At 61.5% G+C, this 22,246-nt stretch carries 22 protein-coding genes; 10 read left to right on the top strand and 12 right to left on the bottom strand.

Features of this window, described 5'->3' with window-relative positions; translation table 11 throughout:
* Positions 1–8 precede the first annotated feature (8 nt).
* The 5 genes from FFM81_RS24165 to FFM81_RS24145 are packed head-to-tail and all read right to left on the bottom strand — an operon-like array spanning position 9 to position 4,854.
* On the bottom strand, positions 9–722 hold the full coding sequence (locus tag FFM81_RS24165; protein ID WP_138384426.1) for a DUF624 domain-containing protein: 714 nt from the start codon (positions 720–722) through the stop codon (positions 9–11).
* A 17-nt stretch (positions 723–739) separates the two neighbouring features.
* Positions 740–1,849: an ABC transporter ATP-binding protein gene (locus FFM81_RS24160; protein ID WP_003572820.1), complete on the bottom strand. Its 1,110-nt coding sequence runs from the start codon at positions 1,847–1,849 to the stop codon at positions 740–742.
* A gap of 15 nt (positions 1,850–1,864) precedes the next feature.
* Positions 1,865–3,037, bottom strand: a complete 1,173-nt coding sequence (locus tag FFM81_RS24155; protein ID WP_138384427.1) for a glycoside hydrolase family 88 protein — start codon at positions 3,035–3,037, stop codon at positions 1,865–1,867.
* Between the two features lie 3 nt (positions 3,038–3,040).
* A complete protein-coding gene (locus tag FFM81_RS24150) occupies positions 3,041–3,877 on the bottom strand; it encodes a carbohydrate ABC transporter permease (protein ID WP_138384428.1) in 837 nt (278 codons plus the stop codon).
* Entirely contained in the window at positions 3,874–4,854 is a 981-nt protein-coding gene (locus FFM81_RS24145; RefSeq protein ID WP_173883839.1) for a carbohydrate ABC transporter permease, read from the bottom strand. The genes FFM81_RS24150 and FFM81_RS24145 overlap by 4 nt, the downstream gene beginning before the upstream one ends.
* A 225-nt stretch (positions 4,855–5,079) precedes the next feature.
* Between FFM81_RS24145 and FFM81_RS24140 the strand changes: the two genes are divergently transcribed.
* Together FFM81_RS24140 and FFM81_RS24135 are read left to right on the top strand one after the other, a co-directional pair.
* On the top strand, positions 5,080–6,870 hold the full coding sequence (locus FFM81_RS24140; protein WP_003572813.1) for a heparinase II/III domain-containing protein: 1,791 nt from the start codon (positions 5,080–5,082) through the stop codon (positions 6,868–6,870).
* A gap of 11 nt (positions 6,871–6,881) precedes the next feature.
* Positions 6,882–7,730 carry a discoidin/SUN/FTP domain-containing protein gene (locus FFM81_RS24135; RefSeq protein ID WP_138384430.1) on the top strand — a complete coding sequence of 283 codons (849 nt, stop codon included), beginning with the start codon at positions 6,882–6,884 and terminating at the stop codon, positions 7,728–7,730.
* Here FFM81_RS24135 and FFM81_RS24130 read toward each other — a convergent pair.
* Positions 7,725–8,735: a GlxA family transcriptional regulator gene (locus tag FFM81_RS24130; protein WP_097534561.1), complete on the bottom strand. Its 1,011-nt coding sequence runs from the start codon at positions 8,733–8,735 to the stop codon at positions 7,725–7,727. The two genes, FFM81_RS24135 and FFM81_RS24130, sit on opposite strands and share 6 nt — an antisense overlap.
* Positions 8,732–9,310: an isochorismatase family protein gene (locus tag FFM81_RS24125; RefSeq protein WP_172644321.1), complete on the bottom strand. Its 579-nt coding sequence runs from the start codon at positions 9,308–9,310 to the stop codon at positions 8,732–8,734. Before FFM81_RS24125 ends, FFM81_RS24130 begins: the two co-directional genes overlap by 4 nt.
* 182 nt (positions 9,311–9,492) lie before the next feature.
* Between FFM81_RS24125 and FFM81_RS24120 the strand changes: the two genes are divergently transcribed.
* Both FFM81_RS24120 and FFM81_RS24115 read left to right on the top strand, forming a co-directional pair.
* Positions 9,493–10,161: a response regulator gene (locus FFM81_RS24120; RefSeq protein WP_003572805.1), complete on the top strand. Its 669-nt coding sequence runs from the start codon at positions 9,493–9,495 to the stop codon at positions 10,159–10,161.
* Complete coding sequence (locus FFM81_RS24115) at positions 10,151–11,551, top strand: sensor histidine kinase (protein WP_138384431.1); 1,401 nt, start codon at positions 10,151–10,153, stop codon at positions 11,549–11,551. Before FFM81_RS24120 ends, FFM81_RS24115 begins: the two co-directional genes overlap by 11 nt.
* 287 nt (positions 11,552–11,838) lie before the next feature.
* Here FFM81_RS24115 and FFM81_RS24110 read toward each other — a convergent pair whose 3' ends face one another.
* The 4 genes from FFM81_RS24110 to FFM81_RS24095 form a co-directional block, all read right to left on the bottom strand.
* Positions 11,839–12,720 (bottom strand): ABC transporter permease, encoded by an 882-nt coding sequence (locus FFM81_RS24110; RefSeq protein WP_003572801.1) that lies wholly within the window; start codon positions 12,718–12,720, stop codon positions 11,839–11,841.
* 12 nt (positions 12,721–12,732) lie between these two features.
* Positions 12,733–13,551: an ABC transporter ATP-binding protein gene (locus FFM81_RS24105; RefSeq protein WP_003572799.1), complete on the bottom strand. Its 819-nt coding sequence runs from the start codon at positions 13,549–13,551 to the stop codon at positions 12,733–12,735.
* Between the two features lie 94 nt (positions 13,552–13,645).
* On the bottom strand, positions 13,646–14,659 hold the full coding sequence (locus FFM81_RS24100; RefSeq protein WP_003572798.1) for an ABC transporter substrate-binding protein: 1,014 nt from the start codon (positions 14,657–14,659) through the stop codon (positions 13,646–13,648).
* 270 nt (positions 14,660–14,929) lie between these two features.
* Positions 14,930–15,658, bottom strand: a complete 729-nt coding sequence (locus tag FFM81_RS24095) for a FadR/GntR family transcriptional regulator (protein WP_138384701.1) — start codon at positions 15,656–15,658, stop codon at positions 14,930–14,932.
* Positions 15,659–15,953: 295 nt separating this feature from the next.
* Here FFM81_RS24095 and FFM81_RS24090 point away from each other — a divergent pair, with 295 nt between their 5' ends.
* Positions 15,954–16,214, top strand: a complete 261-nt coding sequence (locus FFM81_RS24090; RefSeq protein ID WP_003572794.1) for a CopG family ribbon-helix-helix protein — start codon at positions 15,954–15,956, stop codon at positions 16,212–16,214.
* On the top strand, positions 16,214–16,489 hold the full coding sequence (locus FFM81_RS24085; RefSeq protein ID WP_003572792.1) for a type II toxin-antitoxin system RelE/ParE family toxin: 276 nt from the start codon (positions 16,214–16,216) through the stop codon (positions 16,487–16,489). The genes FFM81_RS24090 and FFM81_RS24085 overlap by 1 nt, the downstream gene beginning before the upstream one ends.
* Before the next feature lie 5 nt (positions 16,490–16,494).
* On the opposite strand, the gene FFM81_RS24080 is transcribed toward FFM81_RS24085, so the two are convergent.
* Entirely contained in the window at positions 16,495–17,502 is a 1,008-nt protein-coding gene (locus tag FFM81_RS24080; RefSeq protein ID WP_138384432.1) for a LacI family DNA-binding transcriptional regulator, read from the bottom strand.
* Positions 17,503–17,708: 206 nt separating this feature from the next.
* On the opposite strand from FFM81_RS24080, the gene FFM81_RS24075 reads away from it, so the two are divergent.
* The 4 genes from FFM81_RS24075 (at position 17,709) to FFM81_RS24060 (ending at position 22,194) form a co-directional block, all read left to right on the top strand.
* A complete protein-coding gene (locus FFM81_RS24075) occupies positions 17,709–19,031 on the top strand; it encodes an alpha-L-fucosidase (RefSeq protein WP_138384433.1) in 1,323 nt (440 codons plus the stop codon).
* Positions 19,032–19,081: 50 nt separating this feature from the next.
* Positions 19,082–20,305 carry an ABC transporter substrate-binding protein gene (locus tag FFM81_RS24070; RefSeq protein ID WP_003572785.1) on the top strand — a complete coding sequence of 408 codons (1,224 nt, stop codon included), beginning with the start codon at positions 19,082–19,084 and terminating at the stop codon, positions 20,303–20,305.
* Between the two features lie 88 nt (positions 20,306–20,393).
* Positions 20,394–21,320 carry a carbohydrate ABC transporter permease gene (locus FFM81_RS24065; protein WP_097534720.1) on the top strand — a complete coding sequence of 309 codons (927 nt, stop codon included), beginning with the start codon at positions 20,394–20,396 and terminating at the stop codon, positions 21,318–21,320.
* Positions 21,310–22,194, top strand: a complete 885-nt coding sequence (locus FFM81_RS24060) for a carbohydrate ABC transporter permease (RefSeq protein ID WP_025417626.1) — start codon at positions 21,310–21,312, stop codon at positions 22,192–22,194. Before FFM81_RS24065 ends, FFM81_RS24060 begins: the two co-directional genes overlap by 11 nt.
* The last annotated feature ends 52 nt before the right edge of the window (positions 22,195–22,246 follow it).

Below are 22,246 nucleotides of genomic sequence, written 5' to 3'. Positions count from 1 at the left end.
TGAATCAGTTATTTTATGAAGCGTCGGTGCGGCTGCATTGCCTCCGGCAGGTCCAGAACCAACACCGCTGCCCGATGGACGCCGAATGCGACGGCGAACATTCCGAGTGAAAAAATGAAGGTTGCCGGCATGAACACCGAAACCGGATAGAAGAGAATATGCGCCAGCCACAGCCCGGCGTTGAAGCCAAGCGCTGCAAGGGCCGGGAACGGACGGGCCACCGAGGCGAGGGCGGCGAGGCGCAGCAGCCGCAAAACCGGCAGATCGCGCATCGCCATCAGGACGACGAGATGGCAGGCGAGCACGGCGACGAAAGCGGTCCCGACAAGGGCGATCGCCAGTGGTGCGGCGAACATCAAATTCTCCCGCGCGCCGGCGGCATAGGTAAGGATCGCCTGGATGCAAATGGCGAGCGCACCCGCCAGCGCCAGGCCCCAGGCCGTGGCGCGCCAGAAGTGCCGCAGAAATGCGTCCATGAAATCGCGCAGGAGATAGGTGTTGCGATCCTCGACCAATGCAACCGAAACGCGGGCCATGGCCGCGACCGCCGCCGGCAGCGTTACGACGGGCAGCGAGGCGAGGATGAACAGTATGTTGAGCTTGACCATCTCCCACCATTCGCGGGCGAGGATTTCGGCGAACAGTGCAAGGCCGGTCCTCTTCGGCGCATCCTTTGGAATGCCCGGCCCCTCCCTCGTCCACATATCCCGCAACCACTGCATGACGTCTCCCCAGGCGCTCAGTAGAGAATCGAGCGTTCCGTTTCCTTGTCGAACAGCTGCGCATTGCTCATGTCGGCGGTGAGCGTCGCCTCCTCGCCGATCGCAGGCCGGAAGCGTGGCGACACGCGGGCGATGAGATTGCGCCCACCGGCCACCATGTTCAGGTGCACTTCCGAGCCCATTGGTTCGGCAAGTTCCACCACCGCCTGGAGCGGCGCCAGGTTCTCGGGCGGGATGTCGGCCGGCGGCAGCTCGTGGAAATTCTCCGGGCGGATGCCGAGCACCAGCTCGCGGCCCTCGTAGGGCGCGATCCTGCTCTTGTCGAAATGATCGGGCAGCGGCAGCTCCCTTCCATCGAAGACGGCGACATAACCGTCGCCGCGGCGCTGAATGGCCGAGGGCAGCATGTTCATCTGCGGTGCACCGATGAAGCCGGCGACGAACATGTTGACGGGACGGTCGTAGAGGTTCTGCGGCGTGTCGACCTGCTGGATGTGGCCGTCCTTCATGACGACGATGCGGTCGGCCATGGTCATGGCCTCCACCTGGTCGTGGGTGACATAGATGAAGGTGGCATTGAGGCGCTTGTGCAGCTTGGTGATTTCGGAACGCATCGTGCCGCGCAGCTTGGCGTCCAGATTAGAAAGCGGCTCGTCGAGCAGGAAGACGGCCGGATTGCGCACCATGGCGCGGCCGAGCGCCACGCGCTGGCGCTGGCCGCCCGAAAGCGCCTTCGGCTTGCGGTTCAAGAGATGGGTGATGTCGAGGATCTTGGCGGCATCCTGCACCTGGGCATCGATGAAGTCACGCGGCACCTTTCTGAGCTGCAGGCCGAAGGCCATGTTCTTGTAGACGGTCATATGCGGATAGAGCGCATAGTTCTGGAACACCATGGCGATATCCCGATCCTTGGAGGGGACGTCGTTCATGACGTCGCCGCCGATCTTGAGTTCGCCGCCGGAGATCTCCTCGAGACCGGCGATCATTCTGAGCGTCGTCGATTTTCCGCAACCGGAGGGGCCGACCAGAATGATGAATTCTTTATCGGCGATCTCCAGATCGATATCGTGGACGACGGTGAGCGCGCCGTAGGATTTGTTCAGCTCTTTAAGCGAAATGCTGGCCATCGGGTTCTCCTGAGGTCACCAATAGGAAGACCAGCGACGCGAAAGGCGCGTCAAAGCTTCCATGTAATAATAGTCTCCCCAGGAGACGCATTCATCGACGCCCTCGCCGCGGCAGGTGTTGAAGGGCGATTTCTTCGAATAGGTGGCGTGCAGCACCAGGCCGTTGGAGATGGCCGGGTCCTTGACCGCGTAGTGGTCGGCCAGGCTCTTGATCATGCGGCGCGCCAGCGTGCGATAGCGCTCGGCTTGCTCGGCTTCGACGAGCTCGGCCATCTCGAGCAGACCACAGGCGGTGATCGAGGCCGAGGAGCTGTCGCGCGGCTCGCCGTCACCGTCGGAAAAGACCAGATCCCAATAGGGCACCATGTCGGCCGGCAGCCGGTTGAGATAGAAGGCAAGCAGCCGCTCGAAGGTCCGGCGATATTCCTCGATCCGCTCGTAGCGATAGGAGAACGCCATGCCTGAGATTGCCCAGGCCTGCCCGCGCGCCCAGGCGCTGTCGTCTCGGTAGCCCTGCTTGGTGGCGCCGCGCACCGGCGCGCCGGTCACCGGGTCCATGTAGAAGGTGTGATAGGTGGAATCATCCGGTCGCACCGAGTTGGCGAGCGTGGTGCGGGCGTGCGTGAGCGCGATCTCGCGGTATTTCGGATCGCCGGTCTCGCGGCTTGCCCAGTAGAGCAGCGGCAGGTTCAAGAGGCAGTCGATGATATAGCGATATTCTTCCGCCTTGCCCTTGTGGCCCCAGGCCTGGATGAACTGGCCGATCGGTTGGAAGCGCTCGATCAGCTGGTCGGCGGCCAGGATCGCGGCTCGGCGGCCATCCTCGTCGCCGACGAGTTTCCAGGCGGCGATGCAGGAAGGCGAATAGAGAAAGCCCATATCGTGATGATCGGTCTCGATGCGATTGACGATCCGATGCAGGAACGATTGGACCTGGATCTGTGCGGCATCCCGGAAAGCTGCGTCGCCGCTGTGTTCGAATGCGAGCCACAGCTCGCCGGGCCAGAAGCCGGCGGTCCACTGGTCGTTTGCCACCGGGGGATAGAAATTCTTGACGCTCGAATGGTTCTGCGCGGCGTGGGTGAATTCAGGGAGATTGCGCCTGATCTGCTCGACGGCGATATCGAGCGCAGCGTTCACTTCCTCATCGGTAATCGGCTGCGGGGCGACGGAGGAAACGGCGTTCATGGCTTAACCCTTCAATCCAGTCGAAGCGATGCCCTCGACGAAGAAGCGCTGGAGAACAAGGAAGACGACGAGGACCGGAATGAGCGCGACGACGGAAGCCGCCATGATCAGCCCGTACTCGGCCGAATATTGCGAGATGAACATGCGCAGGCCGATCTGGACGGTCTTCAGCTCGGTCTTGGTGAGATAGATCATCGGCCCGAGAAAGTCGTTCCAGGTGGTGACGAAGGTGAAAATCGTCAGCGTCGAGAGTGCGGGCTTCGACAGCGGCAGCATGATGCGCGCCCAGATCTGGTACTCGTTCATGCCGTCGATACGGGCCGCCTCGCAAAGCTCGGTCGGGATCGACATGTAGAACTGCCGCATCAGGAAGACGCCGAAGGCGGTGAAGGCTTGGAGGCAGATCAACGCCAGATGCGTGTTGTTGAGACCGAATTCGCGCATCAGCAGGAACTGCGGCACCATATAGACCTGCCAGGGCATGGCGATAGTGGCGATATAGCCGAGGAACAGCGTGTTTTTGTAGGGGAAGTTCAGCTTGGCGAAGGCGTAGGCAGCAAAGCTGGAGGTGAGTAGCTGCAGCAGCGTGACGATGATCGTCAGTTTCGACGTATTGTAGATGAAGAGGGCGAGCGGGATCTTCGTCCAGATATCCACGTAGTTCTGCCATTGCGGCTCAGACGGTATCCACTCGATCGGGAAGGCGAAGACGTCGCGGCTGAGCTTCAGGGATGCCGAAAGCATCCAGGCGAAGGGCATCAGCATGATCAGCGTGACGGCGATGACGATGGCATAGATCGCGATCGTCCCAATGGTCACCTTGCGTCCGGCGATCCTCATGCCTCGTCCTCCCTCTGGCGGCGGAACTGGAAGACCGTGACCGCGAGCACGAGGAAGAACAGCACCAGTGAAATCATGCTGGAATAGCCGAGATCCCAGGAAATGAAGGCCTCGTTGTAGATGTGGTAGACGAGGACGAGCGTCGAGGTGCCGGGACCGCCCTGGGTGATCATGAAGATCTGGTCGAACACCTTGAAAGACTGGATCGTCAGCATGACGGTGACGAAGAAAGTCGTCGGCCCGAGCTGCGGGACGGTGACATGGCTGAATTTCTGCCAGGAATTGGCGCCGTCGAGATCGGCGGCCTCATAGAGTTCCGCATTGATGCCCTGCAGGCCGGCCAGATAGATGACCATGTAATAGCCCATGTTCTTCCAGATTCCGAAAAGGATCACCGTCACCATCGCCCAGTGGCGATCGGCTGCCCATCCCGGCATGTTTTTGGGGTCGAGACCGAGCGTGTAGAGGACCATGTTCACCGGTCCCATCTCGGGATTGAAGATCATGTTCCAGACGACCGCGACGGCGACCAGCGAGGCGACATAGGGAAAGAACATCGCAGTGCGGAAGAAATTCCGCCCCATGATCTTCTGGTTGAGGAGAACGGCGAGGCCGAGCGCGCAGAGCAGCGTCGCCGGCACCGAGGCGACGGTATAGATGACCGTGTTCCAGAAAGCGGCGATGAAGGCTTTGTCGTCGAAGAGCCGCCAGAAATTGTCGAGACCTGCGAATGTAATCGCATTCGAGCCGTCCCAATGCATGAAGGCAAGCGCGAAGGCAAAGAGGATCGGGCCGAGCGTGAAGACGGCGAAACCGAGAAAGTTCGGCGCGATGAAGGAATAGGCGACGAGCGCATTACGCAACTTGCGCTGGCGCTTGGAAACGACGGCGACCTTCCGGCGGGAAATTGCCGGAGCGCCATCCCTGGCGATGACCGAATTCGATATGGACACCGATGCTTCCTCCTGGACGGGCATTTCTGCGGCTGGCGGCTTTCGGGATTCTCTCACTTAAATCCAGGGCCGTTTGGGCGGATGGGCGCCGCCTGTTCTTCCTCCTGGCAACGACATAGCACATCTCCGTTATTGGTCAAACAAGTTCTGAATAGATCATACAAATTTCATGGCAGGCGCCAAAAACATATGATAGGTGAGCATCAGACCGATGCGCCGGAGAGGCATTTTGCAATGCGGGGAGGGGACATGTTCAGCGAGATTTCAGGGGAGCTGCCGGACGTCCTCAGCGATTTCATGCCGGGATCTGCCTACTCCGATCGCGAGAGATGGAATGCGGTGCCGCATGCGGTGCGGGATGTGGTCGTGCGCGATGCCGAAGCCACAATAGCGGGTGCTTGGCCCCTCATCACGGCCTCCGATTACCGGGACTACACGGAGACCGGCAACCGCTCGCGGTTCGAGGCGCTATATTTCACGCGCCGGCGGATGCTTAACGATCTGGTGCTAGGAGAACTGGTTGAAGCCGGTGGGCGATTCCTGCCTGGAATTGTCGACGGCATCGTCCTGATCGCCGAGGAGAGCGGCTGGCAGCTTCCTGCGCATAATGCCTATGGGCGCGGCGGCCCGCGCCTGCCGCTTCCCGACACATCGCAGCCGGTTGTCGATCTCTTCGCCGCGGAAACAGCGGCCCTTCTGGCGACGATCGTCGCCCTGCTCGGCGACGAGCTCGACGGCATCAGCCCGGAGATTACGGCGCGTGTAAAACGCGAGATCGAGGCCCGCATCCTGACGCCCTATCTCGGCCGGCATTTCTGGTGGATGGGCAGCGGTGACGAGCGGATGAACAACTGGACGGCCTGGATCAGTCAGAACGTCTTGCTGACCGCCTTCTCGCTGAAGACCGACCAATCGACGCGCCGCGCCGTCGTCGAAAAGGCGCTCGACAGCCTCGATGCCTTCCTGAAGGATTATGCCGAGGACGGCGCCTGTGAGGAGGGCGTGCTCTATTACCGCCACGCCGCACTCTGCCTTCACGGCGCGCTGACCGTTCTCAATAGCGCAGCACCCGGGCTGTTCGACAAGATCTGGCTGCAGCCGAAGGTCCGCAACATGGCCGAATATATCGCCAACATGCATGTGGCTGGCTGTTATTATTTCAACTTTGCGGATTCCTCCGCCGTGGTCGAGCCCTGCAGCGCCCGGGAATATCTGTTCGGAAAGGCGGTCGGTTCTGAGATGCTGGCGGATTTCGCCGCAGCCGACAGGGCAACGGCCGACAACCCGCATCTGCCCGGAGAATGGAACCTCTGGTACCGCGTGCAGGAATTGCTGGTGGGAACGCTGACGGCAGCCGAACCGCATCCGGCCCCCCTGCGCGATATCTTCTATCCCGGTATCGGCCTGTTCCTCGCCCGTGACGGCCAGTTTTCCCTCGCGGTCAAGGGTGGCAACAATGGCGAGGGCCACAATCACAACGATGTCGGCAGCGTGACGCTCTATAAGAACGGCCGTCCGCTGCTGATCGATGTCGGCGTCGAGACCTATACCGCCAAGACCTTCTCGCCACGGCGTTACGAAATATGGACGATGCAGTCGGCCTATCACAACCTGCCGACATTTTCAGGCGTGATGCAGTCGGCCGGCGAAGCCTTCGGCGCGCGCGACGTCGAGGTCGAATTCGGCGCGGAGAGTGCGCGCATATCGCTCGACATATCAGGCGCCTATCCCCCGGAAGCGGAGGTGCACCGCTATCGGCGTACCGTTACCCTGCTGCGCGGCCGCCACGTCGAGATTGTCGACGCTCATGACGGAGATAAGCCGGCGGTTTTGTCGCTGATGACCTGCGTCGCGCCGACCGTCACCTCGGAGAAAATCGATCTTGCCGATCTCGGCAGCATTGTCATCGACGGCGCCGGCCCGATCGAGATCGATGAGATCGAGGTCGATGACACCAGGCTGAGATCGGCCTGGCCCGAAAAACTCTTTCGTCTGCGCGTGCCGCTTGTCGGCAAGCGCCTGACGTTGCGGATCGTCTGAGGAGAGCGAGCATGGAATTGACGCTGAAGATCGTGGATGCCGATGGGTTCTTGCTGGCGAATTCGACAGGGCAGGACGAGACGTTTCTGGTCTATCGACAGAGCTATAGCGAGGGCGACTGCGTCATCGTCGAGGCTTCCGAGGCGGGGCACGTCTTCCTCGCGCTGGACAACGCGGTCCATCCCGCCCTGGTCTACATGAGGGAAGGCGCCTATTCGCTTGCCGTGCCCTTCGGCGACAAGCGAAAGTCCTATTCCCCGAACGCCTTCAAGGGCGATATCCACCGGCTTTCAGCAAGAGGTGCTCGGCCCGGGGAGATCGCTCAAAGGCGCAATCTCGCTCTGAACCCTTGGGACGATCATGCCAACTGCACGCTCTTTCCGCATGCGCGGGCCAGTGTGGAAACCCGCGGCGAGGCGGCTTTCGCGGCGCGCAACGCCATCGACGGTGAAAAGGCCAACGACAATCACGGTTTCTGGCCCTATACGAGCTGGGGCATCAACCGCGATCCTCAAGCCGCGCTGACGGTGGAATTCGGACGACCGGTCCGGATCGATGAGATCGTCTTTTATCTCCGGGCGGATTTCCCGCATGATTCCTGGTGGGAAAAGGCAAGCGTCACCTTCTCGGATGGCAGGAGCTTTCCATTCCCGCTGGTGAAATCGGGTGCTGCGCAGAGCTTTGCGATAGAGCCCTGCATCATCCAATGGGTGCAACTGCACGGCCTTGTAAAGGCCGGGGATGCCTCGCCCTTTCCGGCGTTGACGCAGCTCGAAATCTGGGGGACGGAAGTGCCTGGCGCCGTGGCCGTCGCTGTCGAAGACGAGGTCGGGCGCGCCGCCTTTGCTCCTATTCTATGAGCCGAGGGCCAGCTTGGGCCGTGCCGCGCTCGGTGGGCTGTCATGCAGTCGGTTCCAGGCGCGGCGCAACTGCCGGGCCGAGCCGAAGCCGGCGCGCATTGCCACCGCCTCCATATCCAGCCTCGAGCCGGCGAGCATTTCGCGGGCGAGCGCCACGCGCATGCGGTTGACGAAGTCCGTTGCGCTCATGCCGGTATGTTCGTTGAACAGCCGCGAGAGATTTCGCGGGCTGGCGCCGCTGAGGCGCGCGAGCGAGGCGACCGACCAGTCGCGGGAGGGATCGGCGGCGACTGCATCCTGGGCGCGATGAATGGCCGGGTGGATATGGTTGCGGCCTTCCAGCCAGGGCGAAAGCTGCGGATCCGAGCCGCCGCGCCTGAGATAGACGACGAGATATCGCGCCACCGCAAGCGCGCAGGCATGTCCGGCCGCTTCGGCGACGATGTGGAGCATGAGGTCGATGCCGGCAGTGATACCGGCGCTCGTCAGGCGCTCTCCATCCTCGACATAAAGCCGGTTGTCCCGGATGCGCGCGGTGGGCGCAAGCCGCGCCAGATCCTCCATGCAACCGTGATGGGTGGTGCATTCGCGGCCGTCGAGCATGCCGGCCTCGGCGGCGAGCAAGGCGCCCGAGCAGATCGATGCCAGCCGAACCCCTGGACGAATAGCCCGCTTCAGCCAAGCCACGATCGCAGCCTGGTCGGCGCGCTCCTCTTCGTCCCACGGACGGTTATTCTCCATCGGCGCGTCGGCGCTGCCGGCGATGACGACAAGCGCCTGATCGGGCAATCGCTCGGGCAAGGCGGCGACACCAGTCACGGCAAGGCCGATCGAACTGCCGACTGTTGCCGACGGACCGATATAGGTAACGCTGAAGCGCACCGCGCGCTGTTCGAGGTTCGCCTTGCGCAGCACTTCGATCGGGCCGGCAACGTCGAGCAGCAGCACGCGCGGCGGCACGACGACGTAGACGCGAATATCGAAGGGCTGCGCTGCGTCCATCATGCTGCGAGTTGCTCTCCGCGGCCCGCCAGCGCCTGTTCGACGGTCGTGATACGGGCGAAGCGGCCAGACAGGACCAGTTCCGTGCGGCCCCGGATTTCTCCGGCGCTCCAGGTGCGCCCCGCCGCGTCGGTCATCGGGAAGGTCAGGGTTGCTTCACCGACATAGTCGACCTGATAGCCGAGATCCGAGGCGTGGCGGGTCGTGGTCTCGCAGCACTGTTCGGTGCGGATGCCGGAGACGAGGATGCGGCGAACCCCATTCTCGGTCAGCCATACGTCGAGCCCGGAACCGACGAGCGCGCTGTGGCGGCTCTTCCTGAAGATTGCTTCGGGAGCGATCCTGAGCGGGGCGAGCGTCCTGACGAAGCCGGAGGCCTCCGCAAACGGGCCGCTTCCATCGACATGAAAGATCTGGATGACGGGCATCCCGCTGGCCTCGGCGCCGTCGATCAGTGCCTGCTGGCGGCCGATATAGGCGGAGGCGAGGCCCTCATCCCAATAATCGCGCTGCCGAAAGGATTCCTGGGCGTCTATGACGAGAAGAATGGTTTCATGGCCGGACATTTTCTGCTCCATGGCGGTTGATCATGAAGCCATATTCGACGACATGAAGACAGAGGAAAATGCACGCGCCGGACAAATAACGGACAATTCGCGCCAATAGGGCGCCGAGGACGGCCTCGTGCCGGCAGCGCAGACGAGATACAACGCCATAGGCATGCTTCCGCCAAACCCTCTGCACGTGCTAAGGGGGACGGATGAGACTGCTTGTGGTGGAGGACAACAAGGATCTGGCAGCCTGGCTGGGCAAAGCCCTGCGACAGGCGCAATACGCTATCGACATGGCCTATGACGGCGAGGACGCCGAGCATCTGCTCAAGGTGGCGGAATATTCGGCGATGATCCTCGACCTCTCGCTGCCCAAGCTTGACGGGCTGACGCTTTTGAAGCGGCTGAGGCAGTCCGGCAGCAAGCTGCCGGTGATCATCCTGACCGCCAATGCGAGCCTGGATGGCCGCGTGGCGGGGCTCGACAGCGGCGCCGACGACTATCTCGCCAAGCCCTTCGAAATCGCCGAACTCGAGGCGAGAATCCGCGCGGTGGTGCGGCGCGGCCAGGATCGGGCATCCTCCGAGATCACTGTTGGCAACCTGCGTTTCTCCGGTGGCACGCGGCAGTTTTTCGTCGCAGGCGAACCGCTGCAGCTGACGCCGCGGGAATATGCCGTTCTCGAACAGCTAATGATGAAGCTCGGCAACACGGTTTCCAAAGCCGCCCTGTCCGAAAGCGTCTTCGGTTTCGACGACGAGGCCGATCCGAGCGCCATCGAAATCTACGTCCACAGGCTCCGCAAGAAGCTCGAGAGCAGTTCGGTTCAGATCGCGACGCTGCGCGGGCTTGGTTATCTCCTCAGACATGTCGAATAGCGTCGTGACACAGGCCGGCAGAACGATCGCGCGGCTCAGCCAGAGCCTGAGGGTGCAACTGCTCTGCTGGGTGCTGCTGACGCTCTTCGGGGCGATCGCCTTCAATCTTTACGACAGCTTCTGGTCGGCCGACGCGACGGCAAAGCTGGTGACGGATCGAACGCTTCTGGCCTCCGCCCGCGTCATCGCCGAGGCTGTCCGCGTCGACGAGGGCGGCAATGTTCAGCTCGACGTGCCGCCGGCTGCGCTCGAGATGTTCGATACGGGCTTTGGCGACCGTGTATCCTACCAGGTCATCACTGCCTGGGGCAGCCTGGTGAGCGGCTTTCCCGACCTGCCGCGGCCGACCGTCCAGCGGGCAGGCGAAGATCGCGCCTTCCATGGCGCCGACGTGCGCGTCATCATGCTCGATCATCCTGTCGTCGGCCTTCCCGATGACGGCACGATTTCGGTGACCGTCGCTGTAACCCATAACAGCCAGTATGCGATGCGACGGCAACTGTGGCTTTCGGATTTCTCGAAGCAGTTCGTACTCGTCTTCCTCGCAAGCCTGGTGACGATCCTCGGGCTTCAGCGCGGCCTCGCGCCAGCACTGAGGCTGCGGGACGCCGTGCGCCGGCGCGGGCGCAATCGTCTTGATCCGCTACCACCCGAGATGGTGCAGAGCGAACTGCGTCCGCTCGTCCATGCCCTGAACGACTATATGGAGCGCGTCCAGAACCAGATGGCCGCACAGCGGCGGTTTGTGTCGAATGCTGCCCATCAACTCAGAACCCCGCTCGCGCTGATTTCGACACAGGCGAGCGTGGCGGCCCGTGAAGGCGATGCCGCCCGCCGCGACGAGGCGCTTGTCGCCCTTCGCACCAGCACGCGGCAGATTTCGCGTCTCGCCAGCCAGTTGCTGACCTTGTCGCGGGCCGAACCAGGCAGCCGGCGCCCGCGTAGCGATGCGACCGATCTCAGCAAGGCGGCCCGTGAGATACTGGAGGCCTATGCCGAAGAGGCGCTCAAGCGCAACATCGACGTTGGTTTGGAAGCGGATCGGTCGATTGTCGTCGAGGGCGACGGGACGATGCTGCGCGAAATGCTGGTCAACCTCATCGACAATGCGATCCGCTATAGCAAAGCCAATGGACGGGTGACCGTCGCCGTCGCGCAGGAGAACGGCCACGCCGTCGTCACCGTCGAGGATAATGGGCCGGGTATTCCCGAAGGGGAGCGCGAACAGGTTTTCGAACGGTTCTACCGGATCATTGGAACCGAAAGCGAAGGGAGCGGTCTCGGGCTTGCGATTGTCCGCGAGGTCGTCGAAGGGGCCGGAGGTTTGGTTTCGCTGAGCGATGCCGAGGGTGGCGGTCTCGTCGTGACCGTGCGGCTTCCGCTTGCTTGAACGGTCATGCTTGGGCTTATTCATTCTGTCCGCCGGTTCGCGGGGATGGCTTGCCCTCACCGATAGCCCTTGCCGGGGTCGAGCCACTGGTCTCGACCCGTCTTGCGGACCCCCGTAAATGGGGCGAGAGGAGGGGAACGGAGACGGTGCGGCATGGTCCCTTCGCCCCGCAGGCAAGAAGGTGGCGGCAGCCGAATGAGGGCAAGCGCCGGATGACACGGTCAATAAAAAGAAGGCCGGGCGTTGCGCCCGGGCTTCGCTTCGATCTGCCTTGGGAGGAGGCGGATTTATTGCGTATCGAGGTGCTGCTGCGGGCGCCATTTCGCCAGGCGGTTCTCGACCAGTGTCATGATGTATTCGGCAACAAGCGTGACGACCATGACGAGGAGGATGGCCGCGAACATGCCGGCCGCGTCGAACGTGCCCTTCGCGATTGAGATCAACTGGCCGATGCCGAAGCGGGCGCCGACGAATTCGCCGACGATGGCGCCGATGATTGCAAAGCCGAAGGAGACGTGCAGGCTGGCGAAGATCCAGCTCATGGCCGAGGGAATGACCACCGTGCGCGTCACCTGCCAGTCCGAGGCACCGAGGATGCGGGCATTGGCGATCATGTTGCGGTCGGCTTCGCGCACGCCTTGGAAGGCGTTGGCGAAGACGACGAAGAACACCATGATGAAGGCGAGAGCCACCTTGGACGGCAGGCCGAGACCCATGATCATGATGAAGATCGGAGCAAGAACCACGCGCGGGATCGAGTTGATCGCCTTGATGTAGACGGAGAAAATGTCCGACAGGAAGCGGTTGCGGCCGAGGCCGATGCCGACGAAGACGCCGGTAATCGAGCCTGCGAAGAAGCCGATCAGCGCCTCCTCCATCGTCACCCACAGATTATACCAGAGCGACCCTTCGGTGGTGCCCTCGGTCGCCCATTCGTAAAGACGCTCAAGCACGCCGCTCGGGCTCGAGTAGAAGAACGGATCGATCCACTGCATGTTGGAGGAGAGTTCCCACATGCCGATGACGAAGACCAGGATGGCAATCTGCCAGAAGCGCACGAGCGTGTTGCGCCGGCGTACCGCCCTCAGCGCGGAGGCTTCGATTTCGGCATCAGATGTGCCCGGACGAAACAGCGTGGCCGAACCGGCCTCGAATGTGGTGTTTGCCATGATATCCTCCTCTCAAGCCGCTTCGCTTGCGCGGCGGTAGCTGGTCTCGACCTCCTCGCGCAGGTCCTCCCAGATCGTCTTGCAATAGTCGATGAAGCTCTGCTCGTAGCGGATCTCCGACACCACGCGCGGACGGGGAAGATCGATCGGGTAGACCGACTTGACCGTGGCCGGGCCGGCGGTGAGTACATAGACCTTGTCGGCAAGGGCTACGGCCTCTTCGAGATCGTGGGTGACGAACACCACCGAGGCCTTGCGCTCCGCCCAGAGCTTCAGGAGTTCTTCGTGCATGACCGTGCGGGTCTGCACGTCGAGCGCCGAGAAGGGCTCGTCCATCAGCAGGATTTCAGGTTCGTTGATGAAGGTCTGCGCCAGCGAGACACGTTTGCGCATGCCGCCGGAAAGCTGATGGGGATAATGATGGAGGAACTTCGACAGGCCGACACGGGCCAGCCAATCGCGGGCGCTCTTTTCCGCCTCGGCGCGGGACTTGCCGCGAAACAGCGGGCCGGCCATGACATTATCTATTACGTTCTTCCAGGGAAAGAGTGCGTCGGTCTGGAATGCGAAGCCGACACGCGGGTCGATGCCGGTGATCGGGCCGCCCATCAGCCGCACTTCGCCGGCGCTCGGGCGTGCGAGGCCGGTGACCAGGTTGAGGGTCGTCGACTTGCCGCAGCCGGTCGGGCCGACGACGGCGACAAACTCGCCGCGCGCGACAGTCATGTTGAAATCGCGCAGCGCAGTCAGGGATTTGCCGGTCGGCGAGACGAAACGCCGGCTAACATTGATCAGCTCGATCGCCGGGATCTGCTTACTATCCTGTTGCATGATGATACCTGAGGCGTGCCTTAGGGCGCGTGCACGCAATGCCCGTGGACCAATCGAAGGCCGCTTCCGATTGCAGTCGGAAGCGGCGCATGGGTTACTTGACGTTCTTGACGAATTCCGTCGTGTAAGTCTTTGAAAGATCGATCTGCTTGCCCTTAACGTTCTTGGAGAACTCCGAGAGCACAGCAAGCACGGTCTTGGGGCCGTCTTCCGGCATGACGCCGTCGGGCGTGAACATGCCCTTGCCGGCGTCGAGAGCCTTGACGTAGCCGTCCTTGTCGCCGACGTAGAAATCCTTTGGCATCTTGTCCGCGATCTCGGCGGCAGAATGCGTGTTGATGTACTTCAGCGTCTTGACGAAGGCATTGGCGAGCTTCTGCGCCTCTTCCTTGTGAGCGTCGACCCAGGAGGCTTCCATATAAAGCGAAGCGGCCGGATAGGTGCCGCCGAGCGCCTGACGGGTCGACTCGACCGTGCGCATGTCGACGAGCACGCTGGCTTCGCCTGTCTTGATCAGGCGCGAGATCGTCGGCTCGGTCGTCATGCCGGCCTGGATCTGATCTTGCTGCATGGCGGCGATGAAGGTGCCGCCGGCGCCGACCGGAACGGTGACGACGTCGCCGGGCTTCAGTCCGGCCTTCGACGCCATGAAGAGGGTCAGGAAGTTCGTGGACGAGCCGAGACCGGTGACACCGAGGGTCTTGCCCTTGAAATCGGCCGGCGACTTGATCTCGGGATGTTTGCTCGAGACCATCTCGACCTCGCCCGGCGCCTGGCTGAACTGGACGATGGATTCGACGAATTTGCCCTTGGCCTGCAGGTCCACACAGTGGTCATAGAAGCCGACCACGCCCTGGACGGCGCCAGCGAGCAGCTGGTTTTCAGCGTCGACACCGGCAGCTTCGTTCAGCAGTTCGACGTCGAGACCCTCATCTTTGAAGTAGCCGAGGGATTCGGCGAGCTTGGCGGGCAGATAGATCTGCTTCTCATAGCCGCCGACCATGATGGTGATCTTGTCGGCTGCATGGGCAGCGCCTGACGTAAATGAGGCGGCGGCGAGAAGCGCGGAAAAAGCGACGGTGTGAAAAAGGCTGCGTGAAGAACGCATTGATATCTCCTCCTGGTGGTTTACCTGCATCGTCGTCTCGTCACCTTGACCGTGTCTCCTCCACGATGCAGCCCTTTCCTAAGACGTCGAAGCTTTCAACTAGCTTTCAGCGCAGACCGGACAACGACCAGTCCAACATCCAGCCGATGCGGGGTGCGCATGGGTTTACAATAAACGCGGCTGTGCAATCGGCCAGCAGATTTGCGCGCAGCGCCGGAATGGCGGTTGGATTGGTGATGTCGGAAAAGCTGCAGCGTTTTGCGCCGGCCTTCAGCTGGTAAAGCTTCGCAGATCCTTGAGCAGATTGCGATATCTCGCCTGGCTGCCGACGAGATGCTCGCGCATGGCATTGCGTGCGGCCTGATCGTCCCTGTCGGAGATCGCCACGATGATCGCTTCATGTTCCCGGTGAATGAGCTTGCGGTAGGCGGTCTGTTCGGCCGTCCTCGTTTCCGGTACAACCCTCGACTGTGGGATGATCGCGGCGCCCTGGGATTCCAGGAAGTGCTTGAACAGCGGATTGTTCGTCGCCTCGGCGATCGCGACATGGAATTCGAGATCCGCCTCACGGATGGACTGATCGGTCTCGATACACTGGAGGATTTTTCGGTGACATTCGAAGATCGCCTCCTCCTGCGCCGGCGAACGGCGGAGCGCGGCAAGCCCTGCCGCCTCGATTTCGACGGGTGTGCGGATCTCCAGCACTTCCAGATCTGAGGCCACGCGGGCCTTGTCGACCTTGCGGCCCGACAGCGCCGGGTCGGGGCTGATCACGAAGATGCCTGCTCCTTGGCGAACTTCGACCAGCCCGTCGGAGCGGAGCGCGGCGACGGCTTCGCGTACCACCGTTCGGCTGACGCTGTGCGTCTCGGTCAGCTCATGCTCGCTGGGAAGCTTGTCACCGGCGGCGTACTGGCCACTGAGGATCGCTTGGCGCAGGCTTTCGCCGACCTGTGAGACCAGCGACCCCGAACCTCTGCTGCGATCCTTCCCCTGCATAGCCACGCCTCGCCCCCCGCATCGGCTTCGATTCGGACGCCGTTCGAACCAGCGGCATCCTGAAATTTACAATTCATCACACATGTATGATAAATCCTGCAGTCTTTCAATGGATGAAGGGGCACGCTTTTGCTTTGGCCGCTTCGCCGATGAAAATCCGACATTGAGTTTCACAACTCTCGAAGCTGTGTCACCTTTCTGGAAGGTCTCAGTCGGGCTTCATGACGTATAGGTGCTGGATGTAATCAAAAATAATCGCTATGATTAGGATTGATTGGTGTTGAGGAGTTTTTCGATGGAGACCAAAGTTCTCACGGCTCATGTTCCACTGCCGCTTGCACAGAAAGTCGATCAGCTCGCGTCGAGGCTTGAGCGTTCGCGCGGCTGGATCGTCAAGCAAGCCCTGTCTGCATGGATCGACCAAGAAGAGGAGCGCCGGCGTTTGACCCTTGAGGCGTTGGCCGACGTGGAGAGCGGCAACGTTGTCGATCACCAGTCTGTTCAAGCCTGGGCCGATAGCCTTGACAGTGATGAGCCGATTTCGTTGCCCCGGTGATGGACGTCAAGTGGACGAACAAAGCGATCTCGGACATTGCCCGATTATACGACTTTCTCTCCCCGGTCGACCGGGGGGCTGCGGTCCGAACCGTGCAGACGCTGACGGCAGCCCCTGCTCGGCTAATCGAGCAGCCACGTCTCGGCGAGCGGCTCGAGGAGTTCGATCCCCAGGAGGTCCGCCGCATTCTCGTTGGCCGTTATGAGATGCGATATGAAATCCAGCAGTCGACAATCTATGTATTGCGGATTTGGCATACGCGTGAGGATCGGTAGCGCCCTTACAGCCGCCTGGTTGACTTCCCGCGCACGAATCTCGGCGTCAGGATGAAATCCTGCGGCGGCTCGGCGGCGGCTTCCGGGCTTGCGATCCTGGCCAGCAGACGCTGTGCCGCCAATTCGCCGAGCTTCTGTGCATCCTGCACGACCATAGTGATGCGCGGCGTGATGACGTTGCTCCAGGGCACGTCGTCAACCATTGCCAGCGAGACGTCGTCGGGACAGCGGAAACCCATCTCCTGCATCACCTGCAGGGTTGCCAGCCCGGTCATATTGTTGGCGCCGATGATCGCAGTCGGGCGGTCGCGGCGGGTGAGCAGCCGCATCGCCTGCGCATGGCCGCCGGTCCTGGTATAGCCGCCCTCGACCACCAGCGAGGGGTCGACGTCGACGCTGGCTCCCGCCATCGTGTCCATGAAGCCCTTCAGGCGCTCGTCGGCTGTGTGGAGGCCGCTCGGGCCGGAGATGAAGGCGATGCGCCGGTGGCCGAGCTGCAGCAGGTGCTCGGTCAGGATGGTCGTCGTCAGCGGGTTGTCGGAGCCGACGAAATCACGCTCGGCACCCTCCACCTTCTGGTCGAACATCACGATCGGCGTCTTGAAGTCGCGCAGGAAGGTTGCGTATTCCTCGCCGCGTCCGTTTGCCGCCAAAGCGATTCCGGCGATTTTCTGCGCCTGCAGCCGCTCCAGCAGCGCCCGTTCGAGATCGGCCCTGCCGGAGGAGTCGGCGATCAGCACGAAATATCCATGGTCGAGCGCTTGATGCTCGATCTCGCGGCGGATGTCGCCGAAGAACATGTTGCCCAAGTTTGCCGACACGAAGCCGATCAGCGAGCTGCGCCCTCGCGCCAGCGTCTGGGCCACCGGATCAATGCGGTAGCCGGTCGATTGTACTGCTTGCCGGATGCGGTCGAGCGTCTCGGCGCCGACCCGCTTTGGGCTGTTGAGCGCGAGCGAGACGGTCGAGATCGAAACCCCCGCCAGGCGCGCGACATCTCGTATCGTCGTCATGTCTATCGAACCGGTTCTAGATCTTTCTTCTGTCAGACTTTATCCGTTTTTGCAACATGTCTTGCATTGCTAGCCATTTGGAACTGCCTAGTCGGCAGTTTTGCGATTTGCGAATTTCGGCTTGACAGTGGGCGGATCGAGGACGATGTTCGCTTACCGAACCGGTTCGACATGACGTGGAGCCGGGAAACAGGGAGGAAATACCTGTGACGAGTTCGGAACGCCCGCTGGAAAATCCGGCATCGGGAGGGGCGGGTAAGCACGCCTGGTTCAGCCATGATCGCCTCGGCATGTTCATCCATTGGGGACTTTATGCTCTCGGAGCACGGCATGAGTGGTTGAAGAACCGCGAAGAGCTGACGGACGACCACTACCAGCGTTATTTCGACAATTTCGATCCCGATCTCTACGATCCCAAGGAGTGGGCGCGCCGGGCGCGTCTCGCCGGCATGAAATATGTCGTGGTAACCACCAAACATCACGAGGGCTTCTGCCTCTGGGACAGCAAGGTGACCGATTACAAGGCGCCGAACACGCCCTGCGGCAAGGATCTGCTGACGCCGCTGGTTGAGGCGTTTCGTGCCGAAGGGCTGAAGATCGGCTTCTATTATTCGCTGCTCGACTGGCACCACCCGGACTTTCCGATCGACGTTCACCATCCCCTGCGTAATCATTCGGAAGCCGAGGCGCTGAATGGCCGCCGCAACATCGCCAATTACGCCGCCTATATGCGCGAACAGGTGCGCGAGCTTTTGACCGGCTTCGGCCGCATTGACATCATCTGGTTCGATTTCAGCTATCCCGGCCGCGAATATCGCCGCCTGCCCGGCAAGGGACGTGCCGACTGGGAGAGCGAGCGGCTGCTTGAGCTGGTGCGCGAGCTGCAGCCCGAAATCATCGTCAACAATCGCCTCGATCTGCCGCCTGGCAAGCTGCCCGACGTGACGACGCCGGAGCAATATACGCCGCGTGTGGCGCCTGCTATCGCCACCCAGGGGGTGCTCTGGGAAGCTTGCCATACCTTCAGCGGCTCCTGGGGCTATCACCGCGACGAGGATAGCTGGAAGAGCCCGGAGCAGATCATCCAGTTGCTGATCGATGCCGTTGCGCTCGGCGGCAACCTCCTGATGAATGTCGGCCCGACCGGCCGCGGCACGTTCGATGCGCGCGCCATCGATGCGCTTGCGGTTTACCAGAACTGGATGGCCGTCAACGCACGCTCCATCTACGGGGCCGGCCCGTCCGATTTTCCGGTCCCGGCCGGCTGCCGCTACACCCAGCGCGGCAACCGTCTCTATCTGCATGTCTATAACTGGCCCTACCGCCATATCCATATCGACGGCCTCGCCGACAGGATTGCCTATGCGCAGTTCCTGCATGACGCCAGCGAGGTGCGCTGGCTCAGCCCCACCAGAGATGTGGATTCCAATATCGGCGTGATGGTGCCGGAAGGCCTGATCATGCTCGAACTGCCGGTCCGGCGCCCGGACGTTACCGTGCCGGTGATCGAGATCGTCCTCAAGGCGTGAACTCGACCCCACTTGCGTATGCATTGCATTCATGGAGGGAGGAGAAACCCATGAAGGTTCTGAAGAAGGCGCTTTTTCTAGCCGCGATCGGCGGCAGTCTCGTTACCACGGCCGCCTCGGCCGAGCAGGTCAATCTGACCTGGCAGATGTGGACCGGCTCCGAAGCCGACACCAAGAGCTGGCAGCATCTGGCCGATATGGTGACCGCCAAGTACCCCGACATCAACGTGACACTGACGACGACGGGCTGGGTCGACTACTGGACGAGGCTTCCGGTGCTGGCAGCCTCGGGACAGCTCGCCGACATCGTGTCCATGCAATCGTTGCGCATGCCGAATTTCTATTCGCTGCTCGAGCCTTTGAATGACCGGATCGCGGCCGACAAGTTCGATGTCAGCGCTTTCACCCCTTCGATCATCGGCGGCATGTCCGTCGACAAGCAGCTTTACGGTCTGCCCTACGACGTCGGTCCGTGGCTCATCTATTATAACCAGGACGCCCTCGAAGCCGCCGGCGTTCCGCTGCCGAAGCCGGGCTGGACGCTTGCCGAGTTCACTGATGCCGCCAAGAAGCTGACCAAGGACGGCAAGTATGGCTTCGGCATCACCCCGACCAATTATTCGGTCCTGGCTGCGGCTTGGGGCGATAAATATGTCAATGACGCCGGCGAGCTTGACTTGACGAGTGCGGGCGCCGTTGCCGCCGCCGACAGGCTGATCGGTTTTGCCGCCAAGGATAAGATCGCGCCGCTGGTTCCGTCGGGTGGCGCGGACCCCGGCGATGTCGTCCAAGGCCGGTTCAATTCCGGCAATATCGCCATGTATATCGACGGTCCCTGGTCGATTATCGGCATGAAGGACCAGGCCAAGTTCAAGATCGGCCTCACTACTCTGCCGCGCGACGAAGGCGACCTTTCGGCCGTCACCGCAGGTTCCGGTTTCGGTATTTCCACGTCAAGCAAGAACAAGGATGCGGCCTGGAAGGCCATTCAGGTGCTGACAAGCCCCGAAGCGCTGGCCTATCTTGCCGAAGGAGGGCGCGCCTTGCCGGCGCGCACGGCGGCGCAATCCTCTTGGTATCAAGTGGCGGCCAAGGACATCACCAATGGTGGCGCGGCCATCGATTATTCCCTGGCGCATTCCGTGCCTTATGTGATCACCAACAACTGGGCGGCGGTGGAAAACCTCTTCAACCAGTATTTCCCACCGGCCTTCGCCGGTAGCGCGGACGCCAAGCAGACGATGGAGTCGATCCAGAGCCTCGCGCAACAATAGAGCGCCGCCGCCCATACCCCCAAAGATCGATTTAAAGGGTATGGGCCAGTTCTCGTCGCGGCACGAGCTGCTGCGCATGGAGGAAGAGATGACGCAAAGCGCCGTCGCCGAAATTCCGTTGCAGCCCAGACAGCTACGGCGCTTTTTTAAGCCTGAGACGCAGACGGCGATGCTGTTCTTGCTGCCAAGCTTCCTCGGTTTCATGATCTTCATGGCACTGCCGATCCTGGCGTCGCTGGCTCTGAGCTTCACCAACTGGCAGCTGATCTCGACGCCATCCTTCGTCGGCTTTCAGAATTATATCAAACTCTTCACCGTCGATCCGGCCTTCTATACCATTTTGGGCAACACGCTGTTCTTCGCGGTCGAATATCTGGCTGCGAATATCATCATCTCATTGGTGCTGGCGGTCTGGATATCGAGCCTGAAGCGCGGCAAGGCGATCTTCCGGGTGATCTTCTTCCTGCCGACCTTCACCCCGACGATCGCCGCTTCGGTAGTATGGCTGTTGATCTTTACGCCGGATGGGCTGGCCGACAGCGTCATTCGTTCTCTCGGCCTGGGGCTGCCGAATTTCCTGCTGAGCTCGACCTGGGCCATGCAGGCGGTCGTGCTTGTCACGCTCTGGGCGAATGTCGGCTATAACGTGGTGATGTTCAACGCAGCGCTCGACCTGGTGCCGAAGCACTATCTCGAGGCGGCGACGATCGACGGCGCCAATGTGTGGCAGCGCTTCTGGCGTATCCGGTTGCCGCTGATCTCGCCGACCATTTTCTTTGCCACCGTAATGACGGCGATCACCTCGCTGCAGGTCTTCGACGAGATCTTTGCGATGACGCGTGGCGGCCCGGGCTCGGCGACCGCGACGCTCGGCTTCGCCATCTACCAGAAAGGCTTCACCAATTTCCAGATGGGCTATGCCTCGGCTCTCGCCTGGGTGATGTTCGTCATGATCATGGCGCTCACCATCCTGCAGTTCCACATGCAGCGCAAATGGGTGCATTATGACGATTGACCCGATCTCCCGGCATCCGCATTCCGTCTCTGCGGATCGGCACCTCCTCCTGCGGCGCGTCGGCACCTTCATCAGTTATGCGGGACTTTCGCTGATCGCGCTGCTCTTCCTCTTTCCCTTTTTCTGGATGGTCTCGAACGCCGTGCGCTCCAATGCCGAGGTGATGGCCGTTCCGGTCCGCATCTTGCCCGAAGAATATCAATGGGGAACATTCGTCGACGCTTTCATTTCACTGCCGTTCGGAACCTTCCTGCTGAATTCCATCATCGTCGCCTGCGGCGTCACGGCAATCGTGATTTTGGTATCGTGCCTTTCCGCCTACGCCTTCGCCCGGCTGCGGTTTCCCGGCCGGGAAGGGCTGCTGGTCACCTATCTCAGCACGCTGATGATCCCGCAGGTGATGCTGGTCATTCCGCTCTTCCTCGTCGTCAGCAAGTTCGGCTGGATCAACACCTACCACGGCATGATCCTGCCGGTCGCCTTCTCTTCCTTCGGCACTTTCCTGCTGCGGCAGTTCATCCTTGGCATTCCCAAGGATCTTGACGAAGCGGCAATGATGGACGGGGCTTCGCGACTGCGCATCCTGGTGACGGTGATCGTTCCGCTCGCCATGCCGGCCATCGGCCTGCTGTCGCTCTTCACCTTCATCGCCCAGTGGAAAAGCTTCCTATGGCCGCTGATTGCCACCAGCGGCGTCGAAAAGGCCACGCTGCCGCTCGGACTCACCTTGTTCCAGACACAGCAGGGCACCGCCTGGAATTACATCATGGCGGGTGCGACGATCTCCATGGTGCCCGGCGTCATCCTGGCCATCGTGCTGCAGCGGGTGATCTACAGGGGCATCACCGTCAGCTCGGGCTTCGGTGGTCGTTAATCCATATCAAACAAAGACGTAAACCTGTTTAATCAAGTCGAATGTGATATTC

The sequence above is a fragment of the Rhizobium hidalgonense genome (assembly GCF_005862185.2).
Lineage (GTDB): Bacteria > Pseudomonadota > Alphaproteobacteria > Rhizobiales > Rhizobiaceae > Rhizobium > Rhizobium hidalgonense.
This window is presented reverse-complemented; position numbering and strand designations above follow the sequence as displayed.